The organism is Actinomycetospora sp. C-140 (assembly GCF_054796175.1).
This window is the reverse complement of record NZ_JBTWNF010000006.1, coordinates 62,349-80,965: the sequence shown is the minus strand read 5'-3', so window position 1 is coordinate 80,965 and position 18,617 is coordinate 62,349. Positions and strand designations below refer to the sequence as shown.

At 74.6% G+C, this 18,617-nt stretch carries 22 protein-coding genes; 9 read left to right on the top strand and 13 right to left on the bottom strand.

Annotated elements, in window-relative coordinates; translation table 11 throughout:
* The first annotated feature begins 6 nt into the window (after nt 1–6).
* Nucleotides 7–780 (top strand): meso-2,3-butanediol dehydrogenase, encoded by a 774-nt coding sequence (gene budC / locus ACR9E3_RS12070; RefSeq protein WP_460380529.1) that lies wholly within the window; start codon nt 7–9, stop codon nt 778–780.
* 60 nt (nt 781–840) lie between these two features.
* Here the strand turns inward: budC and ACR9E3_RS12065 are convergent, their stop codons facing one another.
* The 3 genes from ACR9E3_RS12065 to ACR9E3_RS12055 form a co-directional block, all read right to left on the bottom strand.
* A complete protein-coding gene (locus ACR9E3_RS12065) occupies nt 841–1,251 on the bottom strand; it encodes a hypothetical protein (RefSeq protein WP_460380528.1) in 411 nt (136 codons plus the stop codon).
* An 83-nt stretch (nt 1,252–1,334) separates the two neighbouring features.
* Nucleotides 1,335–1,778 carry a universal stress protein gene (locus tag ACR9E3_RS12060; protein ID WP_460380527.1) on the bottom strand — a complete coding sequence of 148 codons (444 nt, stop codon included), beginning with the start codon at nt 1,776–1,778 and terminating at the stop codon, nt 1,335–1,337.
* Complete coding sequence (locus ACR9E3_RS12055) at nt 1,775–3,370, bottom strand: IucA/IucC family protein (RefSeq protein ID WP_460380526.1); 1,596 nt, start codon at nt 3,368–3,370, stop codon at nt 1,775–1,777. The genes ACR9E3_RS12060 and ACR9E3_RS12055 overlap by 4 nt, the downstream gene beginning before the upstream one ends.
* 38 nt (nt 3,371–3,408) lie before the next feature.
* Here ACR9E3_RS12055 and ACR9E3_RS12050 point away from each other — a divergent pair, with 38 nt between their 5' ends.
* Nucleotides 3,409–4,155 carry a M24 family metallopeptidase gene (locus tag ACR9E3_RS12050; protein WP_460380525.1) on the top strand — a complete coding sequence of 249 codons (747 nt, stop codon included), beginning with the start codon at nt 3,409–3,411 and terminating at the stop codon, nt 4,153–4,155.
* Here the strand turns inward: ACR9E3_RS12050 and ACR9E3_RS12045 are convergent.
* A complete protein-coding gene (locus ACR9E3_RS12045; RefSeq protein WP_460380524.1) occupies nt 4,139–5,227 on the bottom strand; it encodes a patatin-like phospholipase family protein in 1,089 nt (362 codons plus the stop codon). The genes ACR9E3_RS12050 and ACR9E3_RS12045 overlap by 17 nt on opposite strands.
* A gap of 14 nt (nt 5,228–5,241) precedes the next feature.
* On the opposite strand from ACR9E3_RS12045, the gene ACR9E3_RS12040 reads away from it, so the two are divergent.
* Entirely contained in the window at nt 5,242–5,655 is a 414-nt protein-coding gene (locus ACR9E3_RS12040; protein ID WP_460380523.1) for a PPOX class F420-dependent oxidoreductase, read from the top strand.
* 7 nt (nt 5,656–5,662) lie between these two features.
* Here the strand turns inward: ACR9E3_RS12040 and ACR9E3_RS12035 are convergent, their stop codons facing one another.
* Entirely contained in the window at nt 5,663–6,046 is a 384-nt protein-coding gene (locus tag ACR9E3_RS12035; RefSeq protein WP_460380522.1) for a MerR family transcriptional regulator, read from the bottom strand.
* 112 nt (nt 6,047–6,158) lie between these two features.
* Entirely contained in the window at nt 6,159–6,617 is a 459-nt protein-coding gene (locus ACR9E3_RS12030; protein ID WP_460380521.1) for an Hsp20/alpha crystallin family protein, read from the bottom strand.
* Nucleotides 6,618–6,748: 131 nt separating this feature from the next.
* On the opposite strand from ACR9E3_RS12030, the gene dinB reads away from it, so the two are divergent.
* Complete coding sequence (gene dinB, locus ACR9E3_RS12025; RefSeq protein WP_460380520.1) at nt 6,749–7,960, top strand: DNA polymerase IV; 1,212 nt, start codon at nt 6,749–6,751, stop codon at nt 7,958–7,960.
* Between the two features lie 41 nt (nt 7,961–8,001).
* Complete coding sequence (locus tag ACR9E3_RS12020; RefSeq protein WP_460380519.1) at nt 8,002–8,532, top strand: VOC family protein; 531 nt, start codon at nt 8,002–8,004, stop codon at nt 8,530–8,532.
* 3 nt (nt 8,533–8,535) lie between these two features.
* On the opposite strand, the gene zwf is transcribed toward ACR9E3_RS12020, so the two are convergent.
* Nucleotides 8,536–10,035 (bottom strand): glucose-6-phosphate dehydrogenase, encoded by a 1,500-nt coding sequence (gene zwf, locus ACR9E3_RS12015; protein WP_460380518.1) that lies wholly within the window; start codon nt 10,033–10,035, stop codon nt 8,536–8,538.
* Nucleotides 10,036–10,091: 56 nt separating this feature from the next.
* Nucleotides 10,092–10,499, bottom strand: a complete 408-nt coding sequence (locus ACR9E3_RS12010; RefSeq protein WP_460380517.1) for an SRPBCC family protein — start codon at nt 10,497–10,499, stop codon at nt 10,092–10,094.
* A 96-nt stretch (nt 10,500–10,595) separates the two neighbouring features.
* Here ACR9E3_RS12010 and ACR9E3_RS12005 point away from each other — a divergent pair, with 96 nt between their 5' ends.
* Complete coding sequence (locus ACR9E3_RS12005; protein WP_460380516.1) at nt 10,596–11,543, top strand: endonuclease/exonuclease/phosphatase family protein; 948 nt, start codon at nt 10,596–10,598, stop codon at nt 11,541–11,543.
* On the opposite strand, the gene ACR9E3_RS12000 is transcribed toward ACR9E3_RS12005, so the two are convergent.
* From ACR9E3_RS12000 to ACR9E3_RS11985, 4 genes are read right to left on the bottom strand one after another with little or no spacing between them, the layout of a single operon-like run.
* Nucleotides 11,536–12,468, bottom strand: a complete 933-nt coding sequence (locus ACR9E3_RS12000; protein ID WP_460380515.1) for a DODA-type extradiol aromatic ring-opening family dioxygenase — start codon at nt 12,466–12,468, stop codon at nt 11,536–11,538. The two genes, ACR9E3_RS12005 and ACR9E3_RS12000, sit on opposite strands and share 8 nt — an antisense overlap.
* Nucleotides 12,465–13,334 (bottom strand): alpha/beta fold hydrolase, encoded by an 870-nt coding sequence (locus ACR9E3_RS11995; RefSeq protein WP_460380514.1) that lies wholly within the window; start codon nt 13,332–13,334, stop codon nt 12,465–12,467. Before ACR9E3_RS11995 ends, ACR9E3_RS12000 begins: the two co-directional genes overlap by 4 nt.
* A complete protein-coding gene (locus ACR9E3_RS11990) occupies nt 13,331–13,837 on the bottom strand; it encodes a cupin domain-containing protein (RefSeq protein WP_460380513.1) in 507 nt (168 codons plus the stop codon). The genes ACR9E3_RS11995 and ACR9E3_RS11990 overlap by 4 nt, the downstream gene beginning before the upstream one ends.
* Nucleotides 13,834–14,595: an SDR family oxidoreductase gene (locus ACR9E3_RS11985; protein WP_460380732.1), complete on the bottom strand. Its 762-nt coding sequence runs from the start codon at nt 14,593–14,595 to the stop codon at nt 13,834–13,836. The genes ACR9E3_RS11990 and ACR9E3_RS11985 overlap by 4 nt, the downstream gene beginning before the upstream one ends.
* Before the next feature lie 80 nt (nt 14,596–14,675).
* On the opposite strand from ACR9E3_RS11985, the gene ACR9E3_RS11980 reads away from it, so the two are divergent.
* From ACR9E3_RS11980 to ACR9E3_RS11970, 3 genes are all read left to right on the top strand, one after another.
* A complete protein-coding gene (locus ACR9E3_RS11980; RefSeq protein ID WP_460380512.1) occupies nt 14,676–15,473 on the top strand; it encodes an IclR family transcriptional regulator in 798 nt (265 codons plus the stop codon).
* An 85-nt stretch (nt 15,474–15,558) separates the two neighbouring features.
* A complete protein-coding gene (locus ACR9E3_RS11975) occupies nt 15,559–16,047 on the top strand; it encodes a cupin domain-containing protein (protein WP_460380511.1) in 489 nt (162 codons plus the stop codon).
* Nucleotides 16,044–17,582: a flavin-containing monooxygenase gene (locus tag ACR9E3_RS11970; RefSeq protein WP_460380510.1), complete on the top strand. Its 1,539-nt coding sequence runs from the start codon at nt 16,044–16,046 to the stop codon at nt 17,580–17,582. The genes ACR9E3_RS11975 and ACR9E3_RS11970 overlap by 4 nt, the downstream gene beginning before the upstream one ends.
* 54 nt (nt 17,583–17,636) lie before the next feature.
* Here the strand turns inward: ACR9E3_RS11970 and ACR9E3_RS11965 are convergent, their stop codons facing one another.
* Nucleotides 17,637–18,584, bottom strand: coding sequence for a hypothetical protein (locus ACR9E3_RS11965; RefSeq protein ID WP_460380509.1), 948 nt, complete (start codon nt 18,582–18,584; stop codon nt 17,637–17,639).
* Between the last annotated feature and the right edge of the window lie 33 nt (nt 18,585–18,617).

The window sequence follows — 18,617 nt, the reverse complement described above, 5'->3', positions numbered from 1 at the left end:
GTCGCCGTGGCCGAGGGCCGCAGCACCGGCAAGGTCGTCATCGTCACCGGCGGGGGATCGGGCATCGGCGCCGCGACGGCGCACCGCTTCGGCGCCGAGGGCGCGACGGTCGTGATCACCGGGCGGACGCAGGAGAAGCTCGACAAGGTCGTCGCTGACGCCTCGGCCGGCTCGACGGTCGTCGCGCGCGTCGCGGACACCTCGGACGAGCAGGCGGTCGGCCGGCTCGTCGCCGACGTCGTCGCCGAGCACGGACGGCTCGACACGCTGGTCAACAACGCTGCCGTCGCCGAGCCCGGCACCGTGGACGACCTCGACGCCGACGCGTGGCGCCGAGTGATGGCCACGGACGTCGACGGCGTCTTCTACGCGTCGCGCGCCGCGCTGCCCCACCTGCGCGAGGCCGGCGGCAGCATCGTCAACGTCGGCTCGGTGTCCGGGCTCGGCGGCGACTGGTCGATGGCGGCCTACAACGCCGCGAAGGGCGCGGTCACGAACCTGACCAACGCCATGGCGCTCGACCACGGCGGGCAGGGTGTGCGCGTCAACGCCGTGCACCCGAGCCTGACGGTCACCGACATGTCCGCCGGCATCCGCTCGGACGACGACACCATGGCCGCGTTCCGGGCGCGCATCCCGATGGGACGGCCGGCCGAGCCGGCGGAGGTCGCGGACGTCATCGCGTTCCTCGCGAGCCACGACGCGCGCTTCGTCAACGGCGCGCACATCCCGGTCGACGGCGGTCTCGGCGCCTCGAACGGTCAGCCGAACATGAGCTGATGATCAACGGGGACTTCCGGCGCATAGAAGCAGCGAGATACCCGTTCGCTGCACCAGGATCTAGGCGCCGAGGAGCGTGCGCCAGACCCGGCCCGCGCGCCGGCCCTCGAGCACCGAGTGCACGGTCACCGCGCCCGGGCTCTCGGCGCCCGCGCGGTCCGGGCCACTGGCGTCGAGGAGGCGTGCCGGCGGCAGGCCGGCGCCGTGCGGGCGTCCCAGCGCGATGCGGTAGCGGTGCCCGCCGATGGCCACACGCAGCCCGGCGGCACCCTGGTACCAGGGGAACGAGAGCCGCTCCACGGCGCCGAGCGGGGCGTCGAACACCACGCCCGTGCCGGTGACCAGCCGCAACCGACCGGCGTAGAGGCTCAGGACACCGGGCTCGTTCGTCAGCCCCCGCATCAACCAGGCCGGCGTCGCGTACGACGGAGCGAGGTGGACGGGACTGGCGGGCGTGAGATGCGTGCTCACGGGCGACCTCGAGGGGCAGGGACAGGAATCCCTCACTGTAGGTCAAACGTGGTGCGCGTCACTGGTACGGACGGGTGAATGCGCTAGGGGACGACCGTGACCGGCCACTTGCCGGCGCGCACGAGGCGTGTCGCGAGGGATCCGACGATCCGGTGGCCGGCCTTCGCCGAGGCCCCGACGACGACGCCGTCGACCTTGCGCTCGTCGGCGAGCCGGACGATCTCGGTGTACGGGTCGCCCTGCACCCGGATCAGCTCGCCGGTGAGCGAGAGCTGGTCGAGGTAGCGCTTGGCCTCGCCCTGCACCTCGGCCGCGAGCTGCTCGGCGGTGTCGCTGAGCACGGCGAGCGCCCCGGGCGCCATGGCCGCGAGCGACGACGTCGTCGCCACCGTCACCACGAGCAGGTGGGCGTGCTGGCGGCGGGCCAGCCCCGCGGCGTAGGCGCCCGCCCGCAGCGAGGTGATCGACCCGTCGACCGCGGTGAGGATGGTGCCGGGGCCGTCGGTCCCGAGCTCGAAGCCCGTCATGGCCCCGATCTTGCTCTCTGCGCTCCCGCCCTGCACCGCGCGGCGGCGGCGGCGACGGGGTTGGGCAGGTCGAGGTAGATCGGGTCCTCGCCCCGGCCCGCGGCCCAGCTGCGCAGGTGCGCCTTCGCGGGCAGCGTGGGGCTCGTCAGCAGGTCGGCGGCCCACGGCGCGGCGTCGGGGTCGTCGACGGCGGCGAGCGTCGCCGCGACCGTGTCCCAGAGCGCGTCCTCGCCGACCGTGCACCGGCCCAGCACCGCGACGAGCAGCGCGAGGTGGTTGACCACGGCGTGGTAGCGCAGCCGCTGCCACGCCTCCTCGGGCGGGTAGACCAGCGGCGAGTCGGCGGCCAGCCCCGGCGGCATCCGGTCGCGGCGCACGTGGGCGCCCTCGAGGTCGCGCACCCAGCACGCCGTCGGCCACCCGGACGCGTCGGTCACCACGAGCGTGTTCTGGGGGTGGGCCTCGAACCCGATGCCGGCCGCGCCGAAGAGCCGCAGCAGGGGCAGCAGCGAGACCGCGAGCCAGCGCCGCAGCCACGCGTGGACGTCGCCGGCCGCGCGGACGTCGGCCACCAGCGGCGGCTCCTCGCCGCCCGGTCCGTCCTCGAGCAGGGCCGCGAGCACCCGGGGGCCGCCGGGCGGGAACGGCGCGCGGGTCATGACGGTCAGGTCGGCGGCCAGCCGCTCGCCGCCGACGGCCGGGTCGAGGGTCGCGAACCCGCGGTCGGTGATGACCCCGAAGCCCGCCGGCAACGCGCCGAGCCCGTCGACCACGATCCCGGCGTCCACGGCGCGACGAGCCTGCTCGACCGGCGTCGTCCGGACGAAGTGGGTCAGCCGCGCCCGCAGCGGCAGCTTCCACGCCGCGCCCGTGACCGTGTCGACCACCGTGCGCACCGACGACGTGGGCCAGACCGGGTCGCCGAGCGGCCCCAGCCAGCGCGCGCTGCCCTCGGCCTCGAGCAGCGCGAGCGTCGGGTCGCCGGCGAGCACGCGGGCCTGGAACGGGTGCACGGGCAGGGCGGTCCAGCCGTCGGGCAGGTGCGCGGCGACTGCGGGCGGCGGTGCTGCGGGGGCGCCGCCGGTGACGACCACGCGCGGGTCCAGGGCGAGGTGGTGCAGCACGAACGACGCGCCCAGCTCGGGCGCCCAGGCCGCGAGGTCGTCGTCGCCCAGCCCCTCCGCGCTCTTCGGCGTCGGGTGGAACGGGTGCCCGAGGCGCAGGGCCTGTTCCGCGGCACGCGTCGGGTCGGGCTCGTGGCGCGGGGGTGCGGCGAGGTAGCGCGCGGTGCGGCGGACGCTGTCGGCGACCAGCGACGCGTGCTCCGGCGGCGCCCCGACGGCGTCGAGCACCGCGGCGACGACCGCGTCGTGGTCGGCGACGCGGTCGTCCAGCGTCACCGCCGGGCCGAACCGGTGGTGCCCGGTCGGTGAGACGACGCGCGCCTGCACGCCGAGGACCCCGGCGGGCAGGGTGATGCGGAGCAGGTCGCCGTCGCGGGCCACCGGCGGATCCGTCTCACGCAGCAGCGAGGCGACCAGGCGCTCCCGCGCGGCGCACTCCGCGCGGGCCCGGGGGCCGGTGCTGCTCATCCTGGCCAGTCTGCCCGCCGACGCGCAGGATGGCGGCCATGGGCACGACGTCAGCGGGGATCGACGAGGACCGGCGCGCGCACGAGCTGATCGCGGCGGAGGAGAAGGCGGTCCGGCTCTTCGACGAGGTGCTGCGCCGCGGGCTCGTCGCGCCCGGCAAGGGGGAGAAGCAGGTCTCCGACGAGGTCCGCGACCTCGGTGCCGAGCTGTTCGGCACCGACAAGCACTGGCACAAGCGCGTCGTGCGGGCCGGCAGCAACACGCTCCAGCCGTACACGGAGAACCCCCCGGACCGCGTGATCACCGAGGACGACATCGTCTTCCTCGACTTCGGGCCGATCTTCGCGGGAGACGCAGCGAAGCGGAGCTCGACCCACGGGGCCGACTGGGAGGCCGACGTCGGCCGCACGTACGTGCTCGGCGACGACCCGGTCAAGCACCGGTTGCGCGAGGACCTCGACGCCGTCTGGGCCGAGGGTCGGGACCACTTCGAGGCCCACCCGGACATCACCGGCGCCCAGCTCTACGCGCACGTCTGCGCGCTGGCCCGCGCCCGGGGGTGGACCTTCGGGGGCCCGCACTCCGGGCACCTGGTCGGCGAGTTCCCCCACGAGCTCATCGACGACGAGCGCCGGCACAGCTACATCACCGAGGGCAACGACCGGCCGATGCGCACCGTCGACCCCTCCGGTCGCACGGCGCACTGGATCCTGGAGGTGCACCTCGTCGACGCCGAGCGCGGCTTCGGCGGGTTCACCGAGCAGCTGCTCAGCCTGCGCCGCTGACGGCTCCCTCGACGGACGCCTCGCGGCGGAAGCGGCGCTTGTAGGCCTGCCAGTTGAACTGGTCGAGGAACGCGGTGGCCGACGTGTAGCCCGCGTCGTAGAGGGCCCGGGCCTTCTCCGGGGTGATCCCGAAGTCGAGGAGCCCGACCGCGCCGGCGTCGACGTGGATCGTGCGGGCGGCGACCCACGGCTTGTTGAGCACCGCCTGGTCGCGGCCGAGGATCATCGTCGTGATCAGCTGCTCGAGCAGGCGCAGCGGCGCGGGCTGGGGGATGTCGAACCAGCGCGAGTGGAACAGCGCCACCCGGTCGCCGATGCCCGGCTTCGGGGCCGTCGTGATCGTGACCCCGAACGTCGGGAACGCGGGCTCCCGCCCGTCCGTGCGGTCGAGCGAGTCGATGGGGAAGTTCGACAGGAGCCCGCCGTCGACGAGGGTCGAGGTGACCCCGGTGCGCGGGTTCGTCAGCGTGGCGGGCTTGAACAGGAACGGGATCGCCATCGAGGCGCGGACCGCGTCGGCCACCGGCTGGGTGTCCGGGTCCAGGCCGTAGACGGCCCGGTAGTCCCAGGGCAACCGGACGAGCTGGCCGAGCGTGAGGTCCGAGCACGTCACGACCAGCCGGTAGCGCTGCGCGGGCGGCAGCGAGGGGTCGTCGATGCGCAGGTCGCCGAACGTGTGCACGCCGAGCGCGGCGAGCTCCTTGTCGACCCACGTGTGCAGCCATTCGCCCTGGTAGACGCCCTGGCCGCCGAGGAACGCGAGCGCCGGCCCGACCAGCGGGAGGTGCCCGATGCCGCGGCGGTCGGCGACCTCGCGGAAGTCGAGCCGGGACGTGATCTCGCCCAGCTGCTCGCCGGTCGCCCCGGCGGCGGCCATCGCGCCGACGAGCGCGCCGGCGGAGGTACCGGAGATGCGGTGCGGGACCCAGCCGCGGTCGGTCATCGCGGCGACGGCGCCCGCGAGCCCGATGCCCTTGACCCCGCCGCCCTCGAGGACGAGGTCCGCCGGCCGTGTGGTGCGCCTGGCCATGAGCACCATGTTCCCCCCGCCGCGCAGGTCCACCGCGATCATGGTGGGGTGATTCGGTGAGCGCGACCACGGATCTGTCCGCCCTGGGCGACGAGGAGTTCGTCTCCCTGACGACCTACCGGCGCAGCGGCGAGGAGGTCGCGACGCCGGTGTGGGTGGCCCGCGACGGCGACGCGCTCGTCGTCATCACCGCCGCGGGCAGCGGGAAGGTCAGGCGGGTACGCCGCGACCCGCGGGTCCTCGCGCGCCCGTGCACCCGCCGCGGCACCGTCGCCCCCGATGCGCCGACCGCCCACGGACGGGCCGAGATCGTCGCCGAGCCCGCAGCGCAGGAGGACCCCCGCCGGGCGCTCGCGGCGAAGTACGGTCTGCAGTTCCGCCTGGTGGACCTCATGGCGCTGGCGGGGAAGGTGACGAAGCTCGTCGGCCGCGACCCGGGCGAGCGGATCATCCTGCGACTGCGCGACTGAGCGGTCGTCAGCCCGGCGCGTCGCGGCCCGACCGGTCGGCGCGGGCTTCGTCGCGCTGCGCGCGGGCTTCGTCGCGCTGCGCGCGGGCTTCGTCGCGCTCGGCCCGCACGGTCTCGAGGTCGCGCTGGGCGTCGGCGAGATCTCCTCGCAAGGTCAGGATGGAGGCGGCCCCCGCGATGGTGTGGCCCTCGTCGGACAGGGCGCGGAGGCGCGCGGCGAAGTCCACCTGGCGCCGCGAGTACCGCCGCTGCCCGCCCCCGGACCGGTGGGGGTGCACCAGGCCCGCGGCGTCGAGGCTGCGCAGGAAGGCGGGCGCGACGCCGATCAGCTCGGCGGCCTGCCCGATGGTCAGCGACGGGTAGTCGTGGTCGTCGAGGCGTTCCGTGCCCATCCAGGCCTCCTCCCGGCCGCGACGCGCGCATGCGTGAGCACCCGCCGGGGCCGTCCCCGGCGGGGTGCTCACGTTCCGATGATGGTCGCTGAGGTCGTGCTGTCGTGGGATGTCAGGACGTCGGCGCCTCCTCGGTGTCGTGCGGGTGACCGCCCTCGATGCTGTGGGTGCCGGCGCTGTGCTCGATCTCGATGCGCCGGGGCCTGGCCTTCTCGACCACGGGGATCGTCAGCGTCAGCACCCCGTCGGTGTAGGAGGCGTGGAGCCGCTCGGTGTCGAGGTCGCGCCCGAGCATCAGCTGGCGGCTGTAGCGCCCGCGGGGCCGCTCGGCCACCAGGTAGTCGCCCTCGCTGCTCGGCGCCGTCCGCGCGGCGGTCACGGTGAGCGCGTTCCCCTCGACCGAGACGTCGATCGAGCCGGGGTCGACGCCGGGGAGGTCGAACGAGGCGACGAAGTGGTCGCCGGCCCGGTACACGTCCATCGGCATGCCGCTCACCGCCTGCTGGCGGGCGCCGCTGGTCAGCCGGTCGAGGGCTCGGAACGTGTCGAAGGGGTCGTAGTTCAGCAGCACGATCGGTCATCTCCTTCCGTTGCCGCACTGCGTTCTTGCTGGCCTTGACGCACATAGTTATAGCTGGAGCTACAGGTTTGTGCAAGCGGATTCGTGAAGTCCTGTCCCCCGTCGGTCCCGCATGCGAACGTGTGTTCGTGTCCGGCGAGCCGACGATCCTGCACGCGGATCTCGACGCCTTCTGCGCCTCGGTCGAGCAGCGCGACGACCCGGCGTTGCGCGGCCGGCCGGTGATCGTCGGCGGCGGCGTGGTGCTCGCCTGCAGCTACGAGGCCAAGGCGCGGGGGGTGCGCACGGCGATGGGCGGGCGGATGGCGCGCGCCCTGTGCCCGGACGCGATCGTCGTCCCGCCGCGCATGGAGGCCTACAGCGGCGCGAGCCGTGCCGTGTTCTCGGTCTTCTCCTCGGTGACGCCGCTGGTGGAGCCGATCTCCATCGACGAGGCGTTCCTCGACGTCACCGGCCTGCGCCGCATCGCGGGTCCGCCGGCCGAGGTCGCCGCGCAGCTGCGGCGCGCGGTCGCCGACGACGTCGGCCTGCCCATCACGGTCGGCGTGGCGAGCACGAAGTTCCTGGCCAAGGTCGCCAGCCGCGTCGCCAAGCCCGACGGCCTGCTGGTGGTGCCCGTCGGCGGCGAGCTCTCGTTCCTGCACCCCCTGCCGATCGAGGTGCTCTGGGGCGTCGGCGACGTGACCTCCCGCAAGCTGCGCGGCCAAGGGGTCACGACGGTCGGCGAGCTCGCCGCCATGGGCGGTCCGGGCCTCGAGTCGCTGTTGGGCAAGGGCGCCGGGCGCCATCTCGACGCGCTCGCCCACGGGCGCGACCCGCGCCGCGTCCAGGTCGGGCGCCGGCGCCGGTCGATCGGGGCGCAGCGCGCGCTCGGGCGCCAGCCGATGCCGCCGGAGCGCGTCGACGCCGTGCTCATGGGCCTGGTCGACCGCGTGACGCGGCGGATGCGCCGGGCCGGGCGGACGGGGCGCACCGTCACCCTGCGCCTGCGGTTCGCCGACTTCAGCCGTGCCACCCGCTCGCACACCCTCGCCGTGCCCACCGCCGAGACCGACGCGATCCTCGCCGCGATCCGCCTGCTCGCCGACGCCGCCGCACAGCTGATCTTCGAGCGGGGGCTGACCATGCTCGGCGTGGCCGTCGGCAATCTCGACGACTCCGGCGGAGCGCAGCTCGAGCTGCCCTTCGCCGGCGGTGACGATTCCTGGGCGCACCCGCTGGCGCTCGACGCCGCGGTCGACGAGGTCCGCGAGCGCTACGGCCTCTCCGCCGTCACCCGCGGCACCCTGCTCGGGCGCGACCAGGGCCTCGAGATGCCGATGCTGCCGGACTGAGGCGGACGGGAACTGTCCGCGTCGGGCGCGATGCTGCGGGCATGGTTCTCACCGGCGACGCGCTCCCGCCCGGCTACGGCACCGTCAACCCCTTCCTCGCCGTGCGCGGGCCCGGCGGCGCGGAGGGTTTCCTCGGGTTCGTCGCCGAGGTCCTCGGTGGCCGCGAGACCCGCGCGGCCCACACCGTCGACGCCGACGGCCTGCTGATCCACGCCGAGGTCCGGATCGGCGACTCCACGGTCATGCTGTGCGACGCCAAGCCGCACTGGGCGTTCACCCCCGCCCTGCTGCAGGTCTACGTGCGCGACGCCGACGAGGTCGTGGCGCGCGCCCGGCGGGCCGGCGCCGAGATCGTCACCGAGCCGACCCCTTTCCACGGCGGCCAGCGCCTCGCCCGCGTCCTCGACGCGTGGTCGACGCTGTGGTGGCTGTTCGAGTACGGGCCGGCGAGCACCGCGCCGTCCGAGGCGCCCGACGTGCTGCCGTCGTGGCGCCCCGATCCGGGCGCGCCCCCGAGCTACGTCCACCGCACCGTCGACGCGGCCCTGACGGGACTGACCCCACCGCGCTGACCGCTAGGTGTTCTTCTCCCGCCAGGCGCGTTCGAAGGGCAGACGCCAGGCGTTGGGCGCGATGAGCTGGTGGATGGCGTTCGGGCCCCACGAGCCGACGGGGTAGGGCTTGACCGGCGGGGGGTCGGCCAGCAGCGGGATGGAGCGCTCCCACAGCGACTCGATGCCCTCGGAGGTCGTGAAGAGCGTGTGGTCGCCGCGCATCGCGTCGAGGATGAGGCGCTCGTAGGCCTCGAGGACGTCGGCGGCCTCGCCGGTCTCCTGGGTGGAGAACTGCATCGACAGCTTCTGCAGGCGCATGCCCGGGCCGGGGCGCTTGCCGTAGAACGACAGCGACACCTTGGAGTTGTCGGCGAGGTCGAAGGTCAGGTGGTCCGGACCCTGGGTGCCGACGCCCGAGCCCTGCGGGAACATCGTCCGCGGGGCCTCCTTGAACGCGATCGAGATGATCCGCTGACCCTCGGCGAGGCGCTTGCCGGTGCGCAGGTAGAACGGCACGCCCGCCCAGCGCCAGTTGTCCAGCCCGACCCGCAGGGCGATGAAGGTCTCGGTGTCGGAGTCGTTCGCGACGTCGTCGTGGTCGCGGTAGCCACCGAACTGTCCCCGGACCACGTCGCCGGGATGGATCGGGAGCAGCGAGCGGAAGACCTTGTTCTTCTCCTCGCTGATGGCGCGCGGCTCGAGGGCGGTCGGCGGCTCCATGGCCACGAACGCCATCACCTGCATGAGGTGGGTGACGACCATGTCCTTGTACGCGCCGGTCGCCTCGTAGAACGAGGCGCGCGTGTCCAGCCCCAGCTCCTCGGGGATGTCGATCTGGACGTGGTCGATGAAGTTCCGGTTCCAGATCGGCTCGAAGAGACCGTTGGCGAAGCGGAACGCCAGGACGTTCTGCGCGGCCTCCTTGCCCAGGAAGTGGTCGATGCGGAAGACCTGCGACTCGTCGAAGACCTTGTGGACGAAGTCGTTGAGCTTCACCGCGCTCTCGAAGTCGTGCCCGAACGGCTTCTCCATGATCACACGGGAGCCGCCGACGAGGTCGGCGTCGCGCAGCATCTCGACCACGGCCTGCGCGGCCTTCGGGGGCACCGAGAGGTAGTGCAGGAGCCGCGCGTCGTCGCCGAGCTTCGACTGGGCCTCCTTCACCGCGGTCGTGAGGCCCTCCGGCCCGGCGCCCTGCGGGACGTAGGTCAGCCGCTCGGCGAAGTCGGCCCAGTCGTCCTCGGCGAGACGGTGCATCCCGTAGTTCTGGACGGCGTCGTGGGCGAGCTCCCGGAACGCCTCGGTGTCGAGGTCCTCCATGGCGGTGCCCACGATCCGGATGGCCGGGGCGAGCTCCGACTCGGCGAGGTACGCCAGCCCCGGGAGGAGCTTGCGCTTGGCGAGGTCGCCGGTGCAGCCGAACAAGACGATCACGTGCGGGGCGATCGGCTCGAGGTCGCGCCGGAAGGGGCGCGAGCCCGGGCCGGGATACGCCACGGATTCCACCTCGCGTTCGGTCATGTGAGGTGACGGTAGACCCCGGAAGTGACGTCCGTGGGTCCGCGCGCGGAACCGGGTCAGCCGCTCTCGAGGATCGTCCGCAGCTTCTCGAGGTCCGCGGCGACGGCCGCGGCGTCGGCGGCGAAGTCCTCGGCGCTCATGCCGTCCCGGCGGCGCACGTGGAACACGACCTCGGCGCCGTCGCCGTTCGGGACGACGCGCAGCGGGTTCTCCATCTCCACGCCCGAGGCCAGCCGGACGACGTGGTCGAGCACGCCGAACTCGTTCTCCGGCGTGAACGTCACCTCGACCCGGCCGAGGGGCGAGTCCATGATCCAGGTGTCGGGCCGGTCGGTGGCCTCGACGCGGGCGCTGGCCAGCCCGCCCGCCCAGTCGACGAGGTGCCGGGGGTCGGCCGCGTAGGTGTACACGTCCTTCCACGGCCGCGCGATCACCGTGCTCACCAACCGGGTCTGCGTCGTCATGACGGTGATCCTGGCGCCCCGGCGCGGGCGCGGTCGTGAACGGATCGGACACCGGGCCGCACGGCGCGGTCACGCCCGGCCCGACATGATCGCGCCGTGACCAGGGGAGGCGCGGTGCTCGGCGCCGTGGCGGGGGCCGGTGCGGCGACGGCGCTGCTCGTCCCCGAGACCGTCGGCCGCGAGCGCTCCTTCCCGTGGCCGGTGCTGCTCGCCGCGCGCCCGGCGCTCGCCGGCGGTGTCGCCGTCGCGGCCGGCGCGCTGGCGGCCGTCCTCCCGCGCGCCCGTCCCGCCGCCCTCGGCGCGGCGGCCGTCGCCGGGGCGGTGCTCGCGGACCCGCGGCGCCGGAGCGGGCGCCCGCGTCGGCCCGCGCCCGGCCCGGTCCGCCTCACCGTCCTCGTCGCCAACGTCTGGCAGGGCCGCGCCGACCCGGCCGCGCTGGCGGCGATCGTGCGCACCCACCGCCCCGACCTCGTCGTCCTCCCCGAGGCGGGGAAGCCGTTCCTGGTCCGGCTCGAGGCCGAGCTGCCCGCCGGCCTCCGGGCCGTCACGGCCCCGCCGCCGCGTCCCGACCGGCACGTCCCGGACGACCCCGACGGCCCGTGGACCACGGTGCTCACCGCCGAGCGGCTCGGCGCCGTGGACGTCGCCCCGGCGGTCACCGGCGCGTCCTACGGCTGGCTCGAGGTGCGCGGCGGCGCGCTGGGCGACGTGCGGGTGCTCGCGGCGCACCCCGTGGCCCCGGTCCCGCGCCTGACCGCCCGCTGGGCCGCCGAGCTCGACCTCGCGGCCGCGTGGCGCGCCGCGGGCGGCGGTCCGACCGTGATCGCCGGCGACCTCAACACCACCGCCGAGCACCGCGGGATCGCCCCGCTCGGGGACGGACGCGTGCCGGGCGGGCCGCCGACGTGGCCGTCGCGCTGGCCACGCCGGCTCGGGTTCCGCATCGACCACGTCCTGGCCGGCGGCGGGATCGCGGTCCGGCGGACGCGGGTGCTCGACCTGCCCGGCAGCGACCACCGCGCGGTGCTCGCGGACCTCAGCTGACGGGGAACGTCGCCCCGCTCCCCATCCCCGTGATCCACTCCGGCACCGGCTCGTAGCTGGTCCACGCCAGCGGCGTCGCCACCGCGGCCGCGCCGATCAGCCACGTGCGGATCTCGTGGCCCCCGGTGCCCGCGACCTCCTCCAGACCCTCGTGCCCGAGCGCGGCGATCGCGTCGAGGTCGCCCGCGGTGAGGCGGTCGAGGAACCACCGGTCCCAGGCGTCGTTCACCCGCGCGTCCGGGTCGCCGCCCATCGCGCGCACCTTGGGCTCGCGCGCGGCGGCGAACGCCTGGGCGTCCTGTCGCCCATGGATGAGCGACGCGCGCTTCTCGCCCACCACCGACGGGTCCCGCGGGTCGTTCGACGGCAGCCAGTGCGACAGCCCGCCGCTGGCGACCACCAGCACGCGGCCCACCGGCCCCGCGGCGAGCGCCTTGCCGAGCGCCTCCCCGAGCGCCACGCAGCGCGCGAGCGTCGGCAGCGGCGGGGCGGCGGTGTTCACCACGAGCGGGACGAGCGGGATCGTCGTCCCGCCGGTGACCATCTCGTAGCCCTGCACGATGCCGTGATCGACGGTCAGCGCGTACGACAGCGCGAGGTCGAACCCGGCGTCGGAGAGCCCGTCGTACACCGACCACGCCAGGTCGCCGGCCACCGGCAGCGGCCCGGAGGTGCTGCCGTAGTCGCCGAACCCGACGGCCTCCTCGACCCCGAGCACGAACGGGGGCATGACGTCGTAGAAGTTGCCGTGGAAGTGGTCGGGGCCCACGACGACGACGGCGTCCGGCGCCAGACGCACGACGGCGTCACGCACCCGGGCGGCGTCCGCGAGGAAGGGCGCGCCCGGGTCGTCCGGACCCGCGGGCGGCAGGAGCGTCGCGAACGGCGAGTGCGACATCCCGACGAAGCCGACGATCTCGCTCATGCCAGCACCACGGTCGAGAGCAGGAAGGCCTCGTGCTGCTCGACGAACTCGCCCGGCTTCTCCCACTGCGGCCAGTGCCCGGCGCCGGTGATCACGTGCAGCCCGGCGTCGGGCAGCCAGTCGAGCAGCATCTGCGCCTCGTCGAGCCCGCCGGTGGGGTCGTGGTCGGTCCAGAGCAGCAGGGTGGGCGCGGTGATCCGCCCGACCCACGACGGGTCCCAGCTGAAACGGGCGCGCGTCGCGGGGTCCTGCAGCACGAGGATGTTGTCGACGGCGCGGCGGAAGCCGTCGCGGGTGTACACGGCTCGGCGCAGGTCCACCAGCTCGTCGGTGACCATGCTCTTGTCGTGGAACAGCCACGCGACGCGGGCGCGGACCGTCGCGTCGGAGGGATCCTCCACCGCGGCGGTCGTGCTGGCCACCAGGCGTTTCATCACCTCGGGCTTGTTGGCGATGTTGCCCGGCGTGTTGAGCACGATGCGGTCGACGCGCTCGGGGTGGTGCGCGGCGGTCCACGCCACGACCCATCCGCCGAGGGACTCACCGGACACGTGCGCGCGCTCGATGCCGAGGGCGTCCATCACCCCGAGCAGGTGGTCGGAGAGGACGTCGACGGTGTAGGGCACGTCGGGCAGGTCGGACCAGCCGTGGCCGACCATGTCGTAGGCGGTGACGCGGAAGGTCCGCGCGAGCCCGGCGATGTCGCGGGCGTAGGCCTCGAGGTGCCCGCCGGTCCCGTGCAGCAGGACGAGATCGGGGCCCGCGCCGGCGCGCAGCACGCGCGTGCGGACACCCCCCACGTCCACGTGCCGCAGCTCGTGGTCGACGTCGGCGAGCTCGGCCCAGATGCTGACGTGGTCGCTCATGACGGATCTCCCTTGGCCGTATCGTCCTTGTGGCTGGCGCGGGCCTCGGCGACGGTGACCAGCCCGGCGCTCTGCCGCCGGTTGACCCCGAGCGCGCCGAGCAGCCGCGAGTTCTCGATCGTGAGGAACTCGACCGGCTGCTCGGTCGAGGCGTTGTAGTGCCGGTGCCAGGTCCACGGCGGGGTGTAGACGAAGCTGCCGGTCGTCCACTCCACGGTCTCGTCCTCGATCTCCGAGCGACCGTCGCCCGAGATCACGAAGTGGACGGTCTCGTGGTGGTGGCGCTGCATGTCCGAGCTCGCCGACGGCGGGATCGTCTGGCGGAACAGCTCGAACGTCGCCGTCGGGAGGTTCCCGACGACCGACAGCGACGTCGGGTTGTGGACCTCGCCGGCGGGCAGGGGCTGGAGCTCGTCGGGGTGCACGACGAGCGGGCGGGCGCCGCTCGGCGGCACCTCCGGGTTGAGGCCGGCGAGGAAGGCCGCCATGTCGAAGGAACTCACCACGTCGTCTCCGTCCGTCCGCCGTCCACGGTCAGCACCGTCCCGGTCACGTAGCCCGCCGCGGGTGAGGCGAGGAAGGCGATCGCCGCGGCGATCTCGTCGGGCTCGCCGGAACGGCCGGCCGGGACGACCGCGAGGTCGTCGGCGTCGGCCTGCTCCGCGCTCGCTCCCGTCGCCGACGCGCGGGTGGCGAGGATCTGCGCGCGGCGCTCCGTCGCGACGGGCCCGGGCGCCACGCAGTTGACGGTGACCCCGTCGGCAGCCACCTCGCCCGCCAGGAGCTTCATCGCCGCCGTCGCCCCGGAGCGCAGCACCGTCGAGACGGCGAGCTCGGCCATCGGCTGGCGCACCGACGTGCTCGTGACCAGCACCAGCCGCCCGAACCCGCGCCCGCGCATCCCGGGCAGGACGGCCCGGACCAACGCCAGCGGGCCGAGCAGCAGGAGCTCCGCGCCGCGGCGCCAGGCGTCGTCCTCGACGTCGAGGATCCGGGCGGGCGGCGGGCCGCCGGCGTTGAGGACGACGACGCCCAGCTCGCCGACCCGGCTCTCGACGTCGGCCACCAGGGGGCCCGCCGCGGCCGGGTCGGCGAGGTCGGCGACGGCGTGGTGCACGGCGCGCCCGGTGGCGTCGGTGATCCCGGCCGCGGCCCGGCGGAGCCGGTCCTCGGTGCGGCCGACGAGGACGACGTCGAGCCCGTCGCGCGCGAGCCGCTCGGCGGTGGCGCGCCCGATCCCGCTCGCGCCGCCGCCGACCAGAGCCGTGGTTGCCTTGATGACGCCCTCCCTGGATGCTGCCGGACACCGAGCAGCGTGACGGGCGCCGGGAGGAGACAGCGATGGTCAGTCCCACTCAACGGGACGTCCGGGACGAGGTCGGTGTCCTCGACGGCGGAGCCGCGGCGGCCGGCGGCCTCGACCGGGCGGCGGCGATCCTCGACGCGTTCGACGCGACGCACCGCGAGCTGACCCTCGCCTCGCTGGTGCGCCGGTGCGGGCTGCCGCGCTCGACCACCCACCGCACGGCCGACCGGATGCTGCGCCTGGGCTGGCTCGACAAGCCCGCCGACCGCTACCGCATCGGCCAGCGGCTCTTCGAGCTCTCGGGCCTGGTGCCGATCCGCCACGAGCTGCGCGAGGCGGTGCTGCCGTTCCTGCACGACCTGCACGCCGCGGTGAAGGTGGCCGTACAGCTCGGCGTGCTGCACGGGACCGAGGTCCTCGTGGTCGAGAAGATCACCGGGCACCGGCCGATGCCGATGCTCTCGCAGGTGGGCGGCACGATCCCCGCGTACTGCTCGGCGCTGGGCCGGGCGATCCTCGCGTGGTCGCCCGCCGACGCCGTCGACGTCGCCCTGTCCGGCCCGCTGCCGGCGCGCACGCCCCGCACCCTGACCGGACCCGACGCCGTGCGCCGCGAGCTCGCCGCGATCCCCGACCGCGGCTGGGCCGTCGAGCGCGAGGAGGGCAACATCGGCGTCTCCTGCGTCGCCGCGCCGATCTTCGGGCCGCTGGGTGAGGTCGTCGCCGCGCTCTCGGTCACCGGCCCGTCGGCGGCGGTGCGCTCCGAGCGCGCGGGCCCGCCGGTGCAGCTCGCGGCCGCGGCCGCGTCCCGGGCGTACAGCGCCCGCCGCTGAGCGCGGTCCCGGTGAGCGGGACGCGATGTTGGTGCCGTCGAGGCCTCGGCTGACTCTGTGACCCCACCCACATGAGGAGGCACCGATGTCGTTGGGCGGCGGATACATGCTCTCGTCCCGGGAGGGCCGGCAGATCCCGGCGATCGGGCTGAACATCACGGCGAAGGCCACGGGCGAGAACACCGGGGACGCCTACTCGCTGTTCGAGTACGCCATCCCCGGCGGGGTCAGCGGCCCGCCGCCGCACGTGCACACCCGTGAGGACGAGTCGTTCATCTGCCTCGCCGGGAAGCTCGACGTGATGCTCGGCGGCGAGGACCTCACCATCGGCCACGGCGACTACCTGCTGCTGCCCCGCGACGTCGTGCACACCTTCCGCAACCCGTACGACGACGAGGCGCGCGTGATCTCCGTGGTCTCGCCGGCCGGGCTCGAGGCGTACTACCAGGCGCTCGCCGACCTGCCGCCCGGGCCGAAGGACATCTCGGTGATGAAGGCGATCATGGCGGACTTCGGCATCGAGCTACGGCTGCCCGAGGGCGCCGCGGCGCCGGGTGCGGGGACCCCGTCGTGAGGGTCGGGATCATCGGGGCCGGCGTCGCCGGGCTCGTCACCGCGAAGGTGCTCACCGAGGTCGGGCACGACGTCGTCGTCTACGACCGCACGCCCGACGTCGGCGGCGTCTGGAGCGCGACGCGGCGCTACCCGGGCCTGTCGACGCAGAGCCCGCGCGACACCTACGTCTTCTCCGACTTCCCGATGCCCGCCGACCACCCCGAGTGGCCCTCGGGCGAGCAGGTCCAGGCCTACCTCGCGGCGTACGCCGAGCACACCGGTGTCGACCGGCTGCTGCGGCTGGAGACCGAGGTGACCTCGGCCGTGCCCCGTGACGACGGTCCGGGCTGGGTGCTCACGACGTCGGGCGGGACGGACACCGTCGACCACCTCGTCGTCGCGAACGGCGTGTTCTGCGCGCCGGCGATGCCCGAGCTGCCCGGGCTCGCGGAGTTCACCGCCGCCGACGGCACGGTCATGCCGGCGACCGACCTGCACGACGCCGAGCAGACCCGCGGGCGGCACACGGTCGTCCTCGGCTACGGCAAGACCGCGTGCGACGTCGCCGTCGCCGTCTCCGGGACCGCCGCGTCGACCACGGTCGTCGCGCGCCAGCTGGTGTGGAAGGTGCCGCGCTGGGTGGGCGGGGTGCTCAACTTCAAGCACCTGCTGCTGACCCGCCTCGGCGAGTCGCTCTTCCGCTACCGCTACCTGCGCGGCGTCGAGAACGTCCTGCACGGTCCCGCGAACCCGCTACGCCGCCGGATGCTCGACTCGCTCGGCCCGGTCACCACGCGCCAGTTCGGGCTCGCGAAGCTCGACCTCGTGCCGCGCGGGCGCTTCGAGGACATCGTCCGCGGCGCCATCGGCCTGACCACCGACGGCTTCTACGAGGCCGTGGACGCGGGGGACGTCACGGTCCGTCGCGACCGCACGATCACCCGCCTGCTCGAGAAGGACGGCGCCCCGCACGTCGAGCTCGACGACGGGAGCGTCCTGCCGGCCGACCTGCTGGTGTGCGCCACCGGCTTCCGTCAGGGCGTGCCGTTCCTGCCCGCCGACGTCGCCGAGCGCCTGGTCGACGAGCGCGGCAACTTCCTGCTCTACCGCCAGATCCTCCCGGTCGCCGTCGACGACCTCACGTTCGCCGGCTACAACTCCTCGTTCTTCAGCCCGCTCAACGCGGAGATGGCGGCCGTCTGGATCGCGTCGCTGCTCGCCGGGCGCCTCGACCTGCCCGACCGGGACGAGCTGCGCGGGGAGGTCGACGCCCAGCTGGCGTTCATGGACGCCGCCACCGACGGCCACCACTGCCGGGGTACGAAGATCATCCCGTTCTCGCTGCACAACGTCGACGAGGTGCTGGGCGACGTCGACCTCGACATCTCCCGCGGCGCGCGGTTCAAGCAGTGGCTGAACCCCGTCGACCCCGCCGCCTACGCCGGCGTCACCCGGCGGCTGGTGGAGCGGCTCGGGACCGCGGGCCCGGACGTCGAGGTCGTCACCCCACGCGCTCCGGCCGAGGCCGGCGAGCGGGCGGTGGAGCGGGCCTGACCCGACCACGATCGCCGTCCTGGTGACGATCCCGCGCAGATGTGAGTGGGTTCGTCACCGGGATCGCGATCTCGTGAGCCACGCGGCCCGGAGCACGGTCACCAGCGCGCCCAGGTAGGCGGCGGCGCACCCGGCGAGCACGAGCAGGGTCGGGGCGCTCAGGGCGTCGAGCGGCAGCATCCGGAACGCGTGCACCAGCAGGACCGCGAGCGCGAGGAGCACGGCGCCGGCCAGGGTCGCCGCCACGGCGACCCGGTGCCGCAGCGCCGTCCCGGCGAGCAGGACGGCGGGGACGGCGAGCAGCAGCAGGCCGTGGACGCCGATCGCGTGGGGCAGCACGAGGTCCCCGCCGGCGGTGGCCGGGCGGAAGCCGGCGAGGTCGGGGCCGACGGTCGCGGCGTCGGGGCCGAAGTACGCGCCGCTGCGACCGAACCCACTGCCGATCCCGCCGCGGTAGACCCCGCTGTTGGTCGAGATCATGATCATGCCGACGGCGCACCCGGTGAGGAGGACGAGCACGCCCGCGGTGACGCCGAGGCGCAGCTCGGGCGCCGTGTCGCGCGAGCGCAGCGCCGTCACGAGCAGGACGAGCGCGCCGGCCACGAACACCGCCGCGGTGCCCGCCGCGCCCCCGCGCATGAGGGCGGTGTCGAGCGGGGTCGCGAAGTTGTAGTGGCTGGGCACGCCGCGCCAGGCCTCGATCCCGATGATCGTGGTCTCGCCGAGCGCGAAGGCGAGCACGGTGGCGCCGACGACGTGACGCTGCCAGGGGCGGGTGCGCAGCCGCGGCAGGACGACGGCGACCGACCAGCACAGCAGCCAGCCGGTCTCGGCGAACGTCGCGGGCTTGCGCAGCGACACCGGGCCGCTGACCGGCCCGCCGAGCAGCACCAGGGCGACGAGGTGGCCGACCATGACCACGAGCAGCAGTCCGCCCGCGAGCCAGAGCACCCGCGGCCAGTCGAGGGTGCGCGGGATCGGGCGGGCGTCGGCGACGGCCACGGCTCCCCCTCGGGCGGCCCGGAAATCGTTACA